13 protein-coding genes are annotated in these 13960 nt (G+C 62.9%); 7 read left to right on the forward strand and 6 right to left on the reverse strand.

Annotated elements, in window-relative coordinates; all coding sequences use genetic code 11:
• The first annotated feature begins 43 nt into the window (after positions 1 to 43).
• Together AC5Y4T_RS00545 and AC5Y4T_RS00550 are read left to right on the forward strand one after the other, a co-directional pair.
• Positions 44 to 592, forward strand: coding sequence for a hypothetical protein (locus AC5Y4T_RS00545; RefSeq protein WP_499951516.1), 549 nt, complete (start codon positions 44 to 46; stop codon positions 590 to 592).
• A 223-nt stretch (positions 593 to 815) separates the two neighbouring features.
• Positions 816 to 1754: an SDR family NAD(P)-dependent oxidoreductase gene (locus AC5Y4T_RS00550; protein ID WP_499951519.1), complete on the forward strand. Its 939-nt coding sequence runs from the start codon at positions 816 to 818 to the stop codon at positions 1752 to 1754.
• 10 nt (positions 1755 to 1764) lie between these two features.
• Here the strand turns inward: AC5Y4T_RS00550 and AC5Y4T_RS00555 are convergent, their stop codons facing one another.
• The 4 genes from AC5Y4T_RS00555 to AC5Y4T_RS00570 form a co-directional block, all read right to left on the reverse strand.
• Positions 1765 to 2925 carry an NDMA-dependent alcohol dehydrogenase gene (locus AC5Y4T_RS00555; protein WP_499951520.1) on the reverse strand — a complete coding sequence of 387 codons (1161 nt, stop codon included), beginning with the start codon at positions 2923 to 2925 and terminating at the stop codon, positions 1765 to 1767.
• Between the two features lie 22 nt (positions 2926 to 2947).
• On the reverse strand, positions 2948 to 3736 hold the full coding sequence (locus AC5Y4T_RS00560) for an SDR family oxidoreductase (RefSeq protein WP_499951521.1): 789 nt from the start codon (positions 3734 to 3736) through the stop codon (positions 2948 to 2950).
• A 119-nt stretch (positions 3737 to 3855) separates the two neighbouring features.
• Positions 3856 to 4488, reverse strand: a complete 633-nt coding sequence (locus AC5Y4T_RS00565; RefSeq protein WP_499951522.1) for a TetR/AcrR family transcriptional regulator — start codon at positions 4486 to 4488, stop codon at positions 3856 to 3858.
• A gap of 39 nt (positions 4489 to 4527) precedes the next feature.
• Positions 4528 to 5631 (reverse strand): NAD(P)H-dependent amine dehydrogenase family protein, encoded by a 1104-nt coding sequence (locus AC5Y4T_RS00570; RefSeq protein ID WP_499951523.1) that lies wholly within the window; start codon positions 5629 to 5631, stop codon positions 4528 to 4530.
• A 99-nt stretch (positions 5632 to 5730) separates the two neighbouring features.
• Here AC5Y4T_RS00570 and AC5Y4T_RS00575 point away from each other — a divergent pair, with 99 nt between their 5' ends.
• On the forward strand, positions 5731 to 6876 hold the full coding sequence (locus tag AC5Y4T_RS00575) for an ABC transporter substrate-binding protein (RefSeq protein ID WP_499951524.1): 1146 nt from the start codon (positions 5731 to 5733) through the stop codon (positions 6874 to 6876).
• Here the strand turns inward: AC5Y4T_RS00575 and AC5Y4T_RS00580 are convergent.
• Complete coding sequence (locus AC5Y4T_RS00580) at positions 6847 to 7926, reverse strand: NAD(P)H-dependent amine dehydrogenase family protein (protein WP_499951951.1); 1080 nt, start codon at positions 7924 to 7926, stop codon at positions 6847 to 6849. The two genes, AC5Y4T_RS00575 and AC5Y4T_RS00580, sit on opposite strands and share 30 nt — an antisense overlap.
• Positions 7927 to 8065: 139 nt before the next feature.
• On the opposite strand from AC5Y4T_RS00580, the gene AC5Y4T_RS00585 reads away from it, so the two are divergent.
• Entirely contained in the window at positions 8066 to 9304 is a 1239-nt protein-coding gene (locus tag AC5Y4T_RS00585; protein WP_499951525.1) for a cytochrome P450, read from the forward strand.
• Between the two features lie 12 nt (positions 9305 to 9316).
• Positions 9317 to 10363: an NAD(P)H-dependent amine dehydrogenase family protein gene (locus AC5Y4T_RS00590; RefSeq protein WP_499951526.1), complete on the forward strand. Its 1047-nt coding sequence runs from the start codon at positions 9317 to 9319 to the stop codon at positions 10361 to 10363.
• Here AC5Y4T_RS00590 and AC5Y4T_RS00595 read toward each other — a convergent pair.
• Positions 10360 to 11394: an NAD(P)H-dependent amine dehydrogenase family protein gene (locus tag AC5Y4T_RS00595; protein WP_499951952.1), complete on the reverse strand. Its 1035-nt coding sequence runs from the start codon at positions 11392 to 11394 to the stop codon at positions 10360 to 10362. The genes AC5Y4T_RS00590 and AC5Y4T_RS00595 overlap by 4 nt on opposite strands.
• Before the next feature lie 170 nt (positions 11395 to 11564).
• On the opposite strand from AC5Y4T_RS00595, the gene AC5Y4T_RS00600 reads away from it, so the two are divergent.
• Positions 11565 to 12761, forward strand: a complete 1197-nt coding sequence (locus tag AC5Y4T_RS00600) for a cytochrome P450 (protein WP_499951528.1) — start codon at positions 11565 to 11567, stop codon at positions 12759 to 12761.
• Between the two features lies 1 nt (position 12762).
• On the forward strand, positions 12763 to 13836 hold the full coding sequence (locus tag AC5Y4T_RS00605; protein ID WP_499951529.1) for a hypothetical protein: 1074 nt from the start codon (positions 12763 to 12765) through the stop codon (positions 13834 to 13836).
• Positions 13837 to 13960 lie beyond the last annotated feature (124 nt).

Raw genomic sequence — 13960 nt, forward strand, 5'->3', positions numbered from 1 at the left:
ACACTAGCTGCCGGAGCATGAGCTGCTGAAAGGGCTGGATGGGATGACCGTAGATCGCGTGGCGCTCCACCAGAGGATGGCCTACGCCAAGTGGGAAGCTTATGCGAAGGCTCCCCAAACGAACTTCGTCACCTATGGCGAAGACTGGATTTATGCACCTGACGCCGTCATGATGTGCCCACTATTCAACGGTGGTCTAGCGCAGCCGATGGTGGACCTCTTCTCGGACGAATTAGCAGCAGCAATGGCCGAATACGCGCCCGATGGTGACATGCTCACCCCAGAGTTCCGTATGTGGTGGAAACACATGCCGGACTTCCGGATCGTCACTCCTTTCGACTGCATTGCCGCCGAATGGGGCTTCGCGGTTCGTGACACCTACGCGGGAACGCTTGGCGACGGGACGGTGCTGGAACTGCATGAGTGGGACTATGTCTGGACCAATGAGGACGGTCACATCAGCCGCTGGGACTGGTTCGTCGACTCTCGCGAGTGGTACCCGTTCCTAGCGCTCATCGGGCTTGATCCGAACGACCTGACCTACCAGGGCTATACCGTCAACTTCTTGCGCGAGGGCGGCGTCGGCAACTGACGCGCGTAGCCGGTGGGATGCCGACCTTTCGTAGACCGCCATTTCGGCCCCTGCGGCGTTTGGAATGCGTATCGCCCGGGACAACCATCGCCGTGTATGTTGCAGCCATGGCAGATGGCCAAGTTCGCACGTACCGCTTTGCGGCTCCAGTGAAAGTCGGCTTACTTAAGGACTATCCGATTGTCGGCGGCACCGACGGCGTCTCGAGATCACCAGGGCGCAAATGATTTCTTTCACTGATCGGGTCGTGCTGGTCACTGGCGGTGGCCGCGGCCTCGGCGAGTCGTACTGCCATGAAATAGCTCGGCGTGGCGCGGCGGTGGTGGTCCACGACAACGGCATCGCTACCGACGGAAGCGGTGGGGACGTCGAACCGGCCAACGAGGTCGCCACCGCAATCCGTGCGGCGGGCGGACGCGCGGTGGCTTGCGTGTCCGACGCCAGCACCGAACTGGGCGGGCAGGCCGCAGTCGACCTTGCCGTGGCGGAGTTCGGCCGGCTGGATGCCGTCGTCGCGAATGCCGGCATCATCCACAACGATTCCTTTTCGGACTGGCCGACCGAACGCTTCGAAGCGCTGCTGCGCCACCATCTCTTGGCCGCTTTTCATGTCGTTCGCCCGAGTTTCGCGGTCATGCGGGACGCCGGGTACGGCCGGCTGGTGTTCGTATCGTCCGCTGCGGGGGTTTTCGGTCAGCCTGGGTTGTTGGGGTACGCCACTGCGAAGACGGGGATGCTCGGCTTGATGAACGTCGCAGCGCTGGAGGGCGCGGCGCACGGAATCAAAGCCAACGTCGTCATGCCGATGGGCGACACACGAATGGCCGCGGCCCTCATGGGGGAGGCCGGCGAGAGTCCCGACGCGCGCGCCTTCCTGGAGACTTTGCGGCTCGATCAGGTGGCGCCCGTCGTCGCCTATCTCGCCAGCGAGCATTGCACACAGACACATCGGGCGTTCAGCGCATTCCGGGGACGAGTGGCCGCATTGCAGATCGGTGTTACCCGTGGCTGGTTCAGCGCAGACGGCGCTCTGGCCGCCGAGGACGTCGCGGCCAACCTCGACCGGATCCTCGATCCATCTGGCATATTGCTGCCGGACAGCATATTCGACGAAATTGAACACGCGGTCACGGCGACAACGTCAGTGACGGAGCCGACTTGACAAGGGCATGTCAAAAGGCGATGACACCGCGGATGTTCTTGCCAGCCCGAAGGTCTTTCATGGCCTCGTTGATGTCGTCGAGCTTGTACTTCTGTGTGACCAGCTCATCGAGCTTGATCAGGCCCGCCTCGTACATCGACAGTAGTTTCGGCATGGCTTCCCGCGGGTTCATCTCGCCGTAAAGCACACCCTTGAATGTTTTACATGAGCTGATCATGTCAGTAAGGACCATCGGCACCATCAGGTCGGTGATCTTGGGCATTGCGGTCAGCACGCACGTTCCGCCCTTGCGTAACAACATCATTCCCATCATCACCATGTCTACGGGCACCACCCCGGGCGTGAGAACGACCCGGTCGGCCATCACCCCCCAGGTGATCTCCTTGACCAGTTCCAGCGCGGCGCCGGTGTCGATAGCGGTGTGGGTGGCGCCGAACGTCGGCGCAATCTCACGTTTGAACTCGTTGGGGTCGACGGCGATGATGTGCTTGGCGCCCGCGACCCTCGCGCCTTGCACGGCGTTCATGCCGATACCGCCGACACCGACGACGACGACCGTGTCACCCGGTTGGGTGCCCACCGCGACCGAACCGGACCCGAATCCCGTTGTCACGCCGCAGGACACCAGGGAGGCAGCCTCTAGGGAGATCCAGTCATGGACTTTGACCAGTGAGCGCTCGGATGCCACTACGTACTCCGAGAAGGTGCCGACCTGCATCATCGCCATGAGGTCCTCGCCCCCCAGATGGCGACGTCGGGTGCCATCGGTGGTCATCGCCTTGTCGTAGATATCGGCGCCCACGTCACACAGGTACGTGTAGCCGGTCGCGCACCATCGGCAGCTGCCGCAGGCGGGGAGGAACGAGATGGCCACGTGGTCACCGGGCTGCAACGTCTTCACCCCGGGGCCGACCGCTTCCACAACGCCGGAGCCCTCGTGTCCGCCCAGCATGGGAAACCACTCGGGCACCGCGAGCCCCGACGCCCGCATCATCTCTTCCATTTCCTTACTGGGCACACTGTCGCCGGTGTAGAAGTGCTCGTCGGAGTGACAGATGCCGGCGTACGCCATCTTGACGAGGACCTCGCCGGCATGTGGCGGATCGAGTTCGACCTCGGTGACTTCCCAGTCCACACCTACACCGTGCAACACGGCCGCTCTTGATTTCATCGCGGTTTCCTTCAGACGTCCTTCACCATTGTCGAAGTTCGGCCACGGCGCCGGACGGCCGAGGCGCAAGGGTTAGATAGGGGATGAAACTGCTGCTACCGCAACGGAGTACGGAATGGACGACATCGACAAGGTGTTCGGCCTCGACAAGGCCGCCCTGCATGTAGCCGTGGTCCATCCAGTAGTGGATGGCACTCTCCAGCGCCTGGGGGTCCCAGGCTTTGTTGAACTCGGTCTGTGAGTCGCCCTCACCGCCGAAGCAGTCTCCGACCGCGAGTCGGGTGAAGCCGATGTTCGGATGTTCGATGCGCCATGCCTCGACGAGCTTGTCGAGTGCTGCTTTGGACACCGCGTAAGCGCCAAGCAGCGGCCACGGCGCGGAATAGGAGGCGCTCAGTGACGACAGGTACACCGCAGATCCCGCAGTAGCGGCGAGGTGGGGTGCGGCAGCAGCGGTGATCAGTGACGCGCCGGTCACGTTGGTGGCGAACAACTTTCCCCACTGATCGGCGCTGACGTCGGTGAGCGGTGCCAACACACCGACACCTGTGGTGTAGACGAGCGCGTCCAGTCCACCGAAGGTTTCGACGACCTCGGCGATCGCCTGCCCACATGCCCCGCCGTCGGTGACATCGCAGGTGACCGCGACCGCGTCGTTGCCCGCCTCTTTGGCGGCGCGTTCCAATCGGTCACGACGCCGGGCGAGGAGGGCGACCCTGGCACCCCTGTCGGCCAAACCCATTCCGATGCATCGGCCCAGACCTGCAGACGCTCCGACCACGGCAACTCTCAGCGATGGTGTGTCAGGCATCGGCTCTCCTCGAAGCAGTTGAGAGGAACATTATCATTTCGGTAGAAGCGCAATATTCAGGTATCGAAAACAATCATTTCCAATATAAGGGTGACGAGTTCCCCATTCCGGGCAGAAACCTATCGCCGCAGGACTTTTCGAGGCTCGACGGCGAAGCTCAGCAGGAGCCGGTCGAGAACCTTGGCAGCCCTGGCCCGCGCCTTGGCTGGGCGGTCGGCGTGCGCTACGAGGAGCGCTGCCTCCTCGACTGCCGCCACCAGTAGATGGGTCAGCTCGCCGACCGGGTGGTCGTCGATAATGCCCTCGGCGATCGCTTCGTCCACCATCTCGTTGATCAGGGCAATGCTGTTGCTCTCCTGGATGGACCGCAGCGTCCGCCAACCCAGCACCACCGGCCCGTCGATGAGCATGACGCGCTGCACTTCGGGTTCGAGAGCGGACTCGAGGAATCCCCGCATCCCGACGGCCAACTTTTCCCATGCGTCCGCGCCTTGCGGAGGTGAGGCGAGCGATCGCAGTGTCAGGTCGCGTTCGACCTCTTCGAAGACCGCGCGAAAGAGTTCGGCCTTGTCCTTGAAGTGGTGGTAAAAAGCACCGCGAGTGCCTACACCGGACCTCGTCACCAGGTCCGAAATACTGGTTTCGAAATATCCTTTCTCGACAAACAGCGCGCGACCGGCGTCGACTAAATCGCGCCGAGTCCGATCTCCCCTCGCCCGGCGCTCGACGTCGGCGCCACCACGCTTGGCCATTCCAGCATCGTAGCAACATTCAACCTGTATGTTGAGTGCTCAACGCACGATGCCGATCACCCGCATCAGCCCGAGGTCGCTGTGGGACTTGAACCCCGCGGGTGCGTCACAGATGGCGGGAATGGTGTTCACCGGCTCCATCGCCGTCCACGCATAGCCGACGTAGCCGGGTTTGGCGGTGTCGCGAGCGTTTTGGTCACCGCGCAGAATCAGTTCGGTGCCCGGCTCGCCCTCGATCACGATCCTGTAGTGGTAGTAGGGTTCCCAGTCAGGTTTGGGCTCTATGGCGTCGTGTTCGATGAACGAGTACAGCTCGTGCAGCGTAATGAACGGCCTGCCGTCCACCCATGCCGTCCAGAGATGATGCTGGGCGGCGACGGTTCCCATATTGATCACGCCCTTCAGCCCCGGCATGTCCATATCCGCGGTGCCCTCGTACGGGATGTCGCGGGTTGCGATGCCTAGCTTGACCTCCGTCGTGAACCTCTCCACGGTCTTGCCCAGTCCTTCCACCACCATGGTCAGCGACTGCGCGAACAGCGACCAGGCGTCGGCGAAGAGATTGCCCTTGGCGAACTCGTCCGGTGTCTTCCCAAATCCCATCTCGTCTAGATACTTCAAGGTGTCTTTGTTGAAGTTGACCGCCTCGTAGATGTGGATGTGGTCGGTCCTGCCGACGATCCGGGCCAAGGTGAGCACTAGCAGGTCCGCGGCGTAGCCGGGATGGATTCCGCCGCCGTGGAAAGACGTCGCGCCCTCGGCGCATGCGAGCTCTATCTTGTCTATGTCAGCCGCGTTGGCCTCGGTTCGGTGCCACCACGCGCCACCCGAGGCGACGACGTTCTTGCCGCCACGCAGCAGTCGGCAGATCTCGTCGATGTCTGACCACAGGGGCGCATAGAACACGCAGTCCGCGTCTAACGCCTCGAGCGCGTTCTTGTCGGTGGTGGCCACAACGCCGATGGGTGGAACCCCGACGAGCTCGCCGGCGTCTTTGCCCACCTTCTCCGGGCGATTGCACAGCACCCCGACAACTTCGAAGACGGGGTTGTGCGCCATGTGGCGCAGCGCGAGCGTCCCGACATTGCCCATGCCCCACTGGATGATGCGGTACTTCTTGCCGGTGGTCGATTCGACGGACATGGCGGCGACGCTACCAATAGCCGGTAATTCGTATATGCGGTTTCGTAAACGCCCATTTCCGTAGGCTGGCAGACAACCTTCGTATTGTATGTTGCCCTAATGGCAGACGAAAAGGTTCGCGCGTACGGATCGGTTGCGCCGTTGAAAGTGGGCTTGCTCAACGATTATCCGACCCAAGCCGGCACCGAGAACGACACTCTCGACACACTGCGGTTGGTCTTCGACGAGGCGGTCGCCGCGGGTCTGGTCGACCGGCCGATAGAACTGGTGGAACGCCATGTGATCGGCCTGCCCAACGGCACGTACCACGCCGTGGAGACTGCCTACGACGAGCTGGTGGCCGAGGGGTGCCTCGCGATCTACGGTCCGTATGTCTCCGACAACGCGGTGCCATTGGCCGCGCACGCCAATCGAGTTGCCAAGGTTCCCAATATCATCCTGTCGGGCTCCGAGGGGGCGCTCGGCGAGTGGACGTTTGCGCTCAACAACGGATCGATGCCCGAAGAGCCGGTGATGCTGGCCGCCGTGATGCTCGGGGACGGCCGGTCGCGGATAACAATCGCCTACGAAGCATCTCTGATCGGTAAGGAGTACCTCGCGTTCGCCGAAAAGGCTTATTCCGCTGCCGGATTGAAGGTCGTGAGCACGGTCGCGATACCGCAGGTGGAAGCCGACAAGTCCAAGGTCGTCAACGAGCTGCGGAATGCCGAGCCAGACGCCCTGGTGCATGTCGGGTTCGGCCACGGGCTGTGGGGCTTCACCGACGCGCTGCTGGCGGCAGGATGGGACCCGCCGCGGTACACCACCACGGCATTCGAGATGGCGCACATCAACGCCGAGTGGATGCGACAGCTGTCGGGCTGGGTCGGGCTGGACAGCTACGACGAACGCAACCTCGTGGGGCAGGCGTTCCTGGATCGTTTCGAGGCCCGATATGGTCGCAGGCCGGCACATTCGATGCCCGGCCTGACGCACGACGTGGCGACCGTGATAGCGCGCGGCCTCGCGGCGGCCCGGCCGTTGACCGGAGATGGCGTTAAGGACGGCATCGAGCAGGTCAAACTCGTCCCGTCGGCCAGTGGGGCGCCGGGGACATTCCTGCGATTCGGCCGCTACATCCGGCAGGGCTGGATGGGAACGGACTATTTGATCGCGCGCCGGGTGCTGCCGGACGGTTCGGCGCACGTGTTCCATGCTGCGCCCAGCGACCACATCTCACGCGCGGTTGGTGTCGGCACCCGCTAGCTGGATCGCACCGAATACTGGGGCGGTGACGACGCCGGGTGGCGCAGCCAGCACGTCGGGAATCGCGCGGACCGCCCCCATCGCGATCATGAGATGCCCCGGCTCGGCGTGCGTTCCGGTGGGCGGATCGCCGTCCCATCCGACATCCAGCTGCAACTCGAAACTGGGCTTTCCCTTGATGACGGCCCGGATCAGCGGTGCCTTTTCGCCGGGAGCGAGGGGCCTTAGGCCCCACTGCGGGAGGTCGCGGGTAAGGACCCACTCCTCGTGGATGGCAAGCAGCGGCCGGTCAGACCAATGGCCGACCCACGAGAACCGTTGTCCCACGACAGTTCCCGCTTCGATGGTGCCGGCGCGGACCTCGAGGTCGTGGGGAAGTGTCGTTGCGTCGACCGAGACGTCGACATGTGACAGCGTGGTCCCAAGGACGTCGGCGGTGGCGTTGAGCGCCTGGCGATAGGCCAAATCGAGCTTTTTGATGATCGGGGAATCAACGCTGACATCTCCGGGCGGTCTGCCCATGCCCATCAGGTCGACGAGCATCGGTTTGCTGTCGACCGCCGACACGTCGGTGGCCTCGTAGAGATCTATCCGGTCGATGCTCTTGCACAGCGCCGTTACCGTGGCGACCAGGCGTTCGAACATGAAGCCCGGATTCTCACCCGCCGCGTGGAAGCGGGACCCGCCTGCGCGGCAGGCTGCGACAAAGGCGCGCTCGGTCTCCGCCCCGTAGGTGGGCAGATGGTTGTACGAGGTGGTCGTGATGACACTGGTTCCCGACGCGAGTAGTCGGCAGATATCTTCGGCGTTGGTTTCGACGGCATGCGCCTTGCTGGCGGCATGGATGACGACGTCGGCGCCCAGCGCGAAGATCTCCTCCTTGTCCGATGTCGCAAGCACTCCGGTGGTGGGTGGCAGCCCGCACAAGGTTCCGGCGTCCTGCCCGGCCTTGGCCGGGTCGTACACCAGCACACCGACCAACTGGTAATCGGGATTCTCAATCAGTTCCTGCAGCGCGGCACGGCCCACCGCGCCCGTAGCCCATTGCACGACTCGAGTTGCCAATCGAACGCTCCTGATTGCTCTTTCGGCGATCCACAGTTATTGGTGCCCTCAACCTACATCATGTAGGTTTTCAACCAGCAAGGTGTATGTTGTGCGAGCCGATGCATGAGTGAGGAGTCGTCACATGGCCGAGCCGGCGACTGTCGAGGAGCTTGAACAGAGCATTCGAGACGCACAGGACAGATTCAACCAAGGCATGGGTGCCGACGGCGACGCATCGCCATATCCGATGCTCAGGAAACTCCGTGCGCAGAGTCCGGTGCACGCCGGCTGGCCGGAGATGGGGATGGACGGCAATTCGGGTGACGGCCCGCCAATCTTCACCGCCTACACGTTCGACACCGTCAAGGCAATCTTCACCGACAACATCACCTTCAGCACGCGCTGCTATGAAGATGTCGTCCGGCCACTCCAGGGTCCGACGATCCTGGAGATGCAGGAACCCGAACACGCGGTCTATCGCAAACTGCATGAGTTCGCCTTCGCCCGCTCTTCGATGAAGCGCTGGGACGCCGAACTCGTAGGCCCCTTGGTGGAAAAAACCATCGCGAAATTCAAGGACGCCAAGCGTGCCGACCTCGTCGACGCGGTTTTCATGCCGATCCCGGTGCGGGTGATCGCGGCGCTGCTGGGCCTTCCGGATGCTGATGTGCTGCAGTTTCACCGACTCGCCATCGACCTGCTGGGTTTCCGGGGGAACATGGAGTGCGCGTTGCGCGCGTCGGCCGAGATGAAGGAGTACTTCGTCGGGATACTTGCCGACCGACGCATAGCCCCGAAGGACGACATGGTTTCGATCCTGGCCGGTGCCGAAGTCAACGGCGTAAAGATGTCCGACGAACAGATCTACGGTTTCATGCGCAACCTGCTTCCGGCCGGCGCGGAGACGACCTCGAGGTCGACGGCCAGTCTTGGCCTGGCCCTCTTGACGCATCCCGACCAACTCGACGCCGTCCGTGACGATCGCACGTTGCTAGCTCAGGCCATCGAGGAAGGGATCCGCTGGGAAACCCCGCTGCTCAACTTCATGCGGGAGGTCACCTCCGATACCGAGATGGGTGGCATACACATTCCCAAGGGCGCGACCATGATGCTCAGCCTGGGCAGCGCGAATCACGACGAAACACGATGGGACGAACCCGAGAGGTTCGACATCTTCCGGGAACGCAAGCCGCACATCGGCTTCGCTCACGGAGCGCATGTGTGCCTCGGTATGCACCTAGCCCGGCTCGAGACAACCAAAATATTCAATGCGATATTCGATGAACTCCCCAATCTGCGGCTCGACCCGGACGCGGCGCCGCCGTACATCACCGGCACGATGTTCCGTTCCCCGCCCCGCCTTGACGTGGTGTGGGACTGAAAGCGATATGCCATGACACGGGTGATCCAGTGGGCGACCGGCGTTACCGGGATGATGTCGCTTCGTCACGTCATCGAACGGGCGGATCTGGAACTGGTAGGGGTGCGCGTGTACGGCACCGCAAAGGCGGGTGTGGACGCCGGCACGCTGTGCGGTGTGGGCGAAGTCGGACTTCGCACCACCGCCGATCGCGACGAGATCATCAGCACTGACGCGGACGTGGTGCTCTACATGGGCAAGGTCGAGACCGATACGCCCGGCTGTTTTGCCGACGTGTGCGAGCTCCTCGCGTCGGGCAAGAACGTCGTGGCCACCGGGAGCCGGTTCATCCATCCCCGGTCGCTGCATGCATCGCTGGCAGACGGCATCGAGAACGCCTGTAGCACAGGACAATCCTCGTTCCTCGGAGTTGGTTTATATCCCGGATTCTTCGGCGAATCACTCACGCCCATCCTGTCGCGCCTCACCGCGCGCGTCGGGCGGATCAGCGTCCGTGAGGTGCTCGACTACTCGACCTACGCCAGCCACGATCTGATCTTCAACGCCATGGGTTTCGGGCATACGCCCGACGACACGACGCCGCTGCTGAGCAACACCGAGTACGCGGCGAGCGCCTGGATCGGCAGTGCCACCGTGCTCGCGCAGTCGTTGGGGCTGCAGATCAGGTCCGTTCAGGGTTTCCGTGACGTCCGGACCACCCCGCGAGTGTTGACGGTGGCCGCCGGCGAGATCCCCGCGGGCACCGTGGCCGCCATGCGATTCGGTGTCGAGGTCGATTGCGGCGCAACCACATTAGCGGTCGAGCACCTCACCCGCATGGCAGATGACCTCGCGCCGGAGTGGCCCACCGATATCGGCTACGACGTGAGTTTTGACGGCGAGCCGAACCTGAGGTGCCACCTCGTAATCGGGTCGCACGACGAAGACCACTCCAAACAAGGGTGCTTGGCCACCGCAATGCATGCGATCAACGCGATACCGATGGTCGTGGCGGCCGATCCGGGCCTCTACGACATTTCCACGATCGCCCCGTTTGTCGCGCACTGGACAAACGGCTAGAGCGCACCCAGACTTCGATGGCCGAAACCGGTGTAGCTGCGGATCAGCGGGAGGTCGGCCATGGTCGCGAACCCTGCCGGCGCGGCGCACACGGCTGGGATGGCGTTGACGACCTGCATGGCGACGGTGATCAGTCCAGCTCTGACGTGCTCCTCGATCGAGGCCTCGCGCGAAAAGCTGGCCAGGGGAAAGAAGTGCGTACGCATGGATGGATCGCCCTCGATGGTCAGCGTCCAGCCGTCAAGAGGTTTGGGCCAGTGCTCCGGGTATTCACCGCCGAGCGTCCATAGCGTCTCGAACTCGACTAGCGTCTCGCCGTTGCGATGGCCGACGAAATTCCATCGCTGCCCGGCCGTGGTGCCAGCCGCGACAACGTAGTCGAAGATCTGCAAGTCCTTTGTCGCGGGGACGGTCTCAAGCGTGACCGAGACATCGTCGATGTCTGCGTTCAGGGTGTCGGAGATGAACCAGGTCTGCTCGACGAACAGTCTCGTCAAGAACTTGAGGTACTCGTTGGCTGTCGGCGTGACCTCCTCGATTGGCCGACCGAACCACATCCCGTCGAAGGTGATCTCGGTGCTATCCCACAGCGTCCAGTCGGCGCGCTCCTGCAGCGTGATCCGATCGATCGTGCGGCTCATCCCGGACAGCGCCAGGGGCAGCACGCCGGACAGGTTGCCTGGATTGAGGCCGCTGCCGTGGATGGTGCTGTTGCCTTTGTCGCATGCGGCCTGCAGGCGAACGCGGTCGGCTTCGGGGATGCGTCGCGGGTGGAATAGGAACGCCGGCGTTGCCACGTTCTTTCCGCTCTCCAACAATGCACAGACATCGTCGATACTGGTGAAGGACGGTGCGTACAACACCAGGTCGGCCTCGAGCGCGAGGATCTGAGCGACATCGGTAGTTGCGGTGACGCCGATCGGCTCTCTGCCGACCAGGGTTCCGATGTCTACGCCGTTCTTCGCATCGGCATAGACCCGCGCGCCCACCAACTGGATGTCTGGCCGGTGATCGAGGATGGTTGTGACCATCTCGGTGCCCACGGCGCCGGTGGCCCATTGGATGACTCGTAACGGACGGGTGCTGGCGGTCAAGCATCGCTCCCTTCACGTCCCCATCGCGGACCTTCAATGTATCGGTCGCATCGATGTTCGTAAGGCAAAAAGTCGTTACGGCAGCCGATAACGCCTATTCTCGTCCTGTGACATACAGGGTGAAGGTTGATCCGTACTACGACCCTTTTGACTTCGAGATCGACAACGACCCGTATCCCGTATGGAAACAACTGCGTGATGCCGCGCCGCTCTACTACAACGACAAGTACGGCTTTTACGCGTTGAGCAGGCACGCAGATGTTGCGCGCGAGCTGGTGAATTGGAATGACTACCGGTCCGGTAAAGGCACCACCATCGACATCATCCTCAACGGGGTCGAGGTGCCTCCCGGGATCATCCTGTTCGAGGACCCGCCGATTCACGATGCGCACCGACGATTGCTGTCAGGGGTGTTCACGCCGCGTCGGATGGCGGCCATCGAACCGCTGGCCAGGGAGTTCTGCCGGCGCGCGCTGGAGCCCCTTGCGGACGCCGACACATTCGACTTCATCGCCGACCTCGGCGCGTGGATGCCGATGCGCACGATCGGGTACCTGCTGGGCATACCTGAGGACAGGCAGATCGCGATCCGGCGGAACACCGACCGGCTCCTCGAATTGAAAGACGGCGGGCTCGTCCAGGTGGCCGATGACATGCTGACGCGTCAGGGATCGATGCTGGAGGAGTTCATCGACTGGCGCTACGACCACCCCTCCGATGATCTGATGACCGAACTGGTCAACGCCGAGGTCGAGGAACCGGACGGTAGCCGCAGGCGGTTGACCCGTGCAGAGGTGCTGACCTACACGGGCACTGTCGTGGGCGCCGGCAACGAGACCACGACGCGGTTGATCGGCTTCGCCGGGCAGCTGTTGTCCGATCACCCCGACCAGCGCCGAGAGCTCGCAGCGGATTTCAGCCTGATTCCCGGGGCGGTCGAGGAAGTGCTGCGCTACGAGGCCCCGTCACCCGTGCAGGCGCGCCATGTGGCCCGTGACGTCGAATATTATGCGCAGACGGTACCCGAAGGGTCGGTGATGTTGCTGCTCAATGGATCCGCGAACCGCGATGAACGCCAATTCGTCGACGCCGACCGATTCGACATCCACCGGCGGGTGGCACATCTGTCCTTCGGGCACGGCATCCACTTCTGCCTGGGTGCTGCGCTGGCGCGGGTTCAGGCACGCATCGCCCTTGAGGAAGTGCTCACCAGATGGCCCGACTGGGAAGTCGACGACCACAACGCCAAGCGCGCTCACACCACCAGCGTCCGCGGCTGGGCGAGCCTGCCAGTGCATGTCTGACATGACGAATACCGTTGACAACCCAGATTCTCGCGCCACCGATGTGACCAGGCCTCGGTTCTCGCGATGGCTGGCGCGAGCGGGCTGGGGGCTGTTCATCGTCGCCTACCTGGCCTTCGCGGTCGTCACCATCGCGACAATTCAATCCGGTCTGCACGGTGACCCGACGAGGACCAATCCACGTCCGAATGCCGCGCCCTATCCACCGTTCCTCGGCTTCGACAACTGGCCGCTCGCCGTGTCTATCAGCTCGGTTCCGATGGCGATCGGCCTGATCGCCACGCTGGTATGGCTGTCCTATAGGCAACGCAAGGTGCACTGGGCGGTGGTGATCGCCTTCGCCGGGTTGATCACCGGCGCGCTCGATCCTCTGGCCAACTGGGCAACGTTCGCGATCTTCGATCCGCGCATGCTGCACTTCCCGCTGACCTGGCCGTATGTCAACATATCGCCGAATCTCGAACCGGCGCTGGCATTCCTGGGCGGCTATGCCGCCTACTATCTGCTCACCGGCCTCGCCATCCTCCAACTGCATGACCGAATCGTCGATCCGCTGATCCCGCGGACGAGTTGGCTTGCGCGCCATCGGCTTGTCTCGGTGTTCCTCGGCGCGGCCGTCATCGCTATTCCCATCAACGGGCTGGTTCAATTCACCTGGATGAGGTGCGGCATCTTCTTCTACACGGAAGCCGTCGGCCCCGTGCTGCGCGTGGGGCATGTCTATTTCCCACTGATCATGGCGGTGTACGACTCGTTCATCTTCGCGATGGTCGCGGTGATGTGCGTTCGCGACGACGAAGGCGAACTGTTGCTGATCAGCCGCATCGCGGCCTTGATGCCTGCGCGGCAAGGACGTCCGAAGCTGACGTTGACCCGACAGTTGCTGATCTCGGTGACGGTGGGCCTGGTGTCGTTCGCAATGCCGCTGGCGGTGCTCGCGGGCCTGCGGGCGGCAGGATTGTCCGAGCCCGCCTACGACCAGAACCCCTATCCGAGTGTCAAGGTCTACGACCCCTACGGCCATCTGCAGAACGCGGGCAAGCCCGGGCCGTTCTATCGAAATACTAAGGAGTAGTGAAACATTGGCGACTGAAGGTAAGGGACGCTACCGCGTCGTCCACGTCGGTACTGGACTGACTGGCCGCGAGGCGTTGCGGGCAGTCATCGACGATCCTCTGCTGGAACTCGTGGGCGTCAGG

This window comes from Mycobacterium sp. NGS11 (assembly GCF_059813315.1).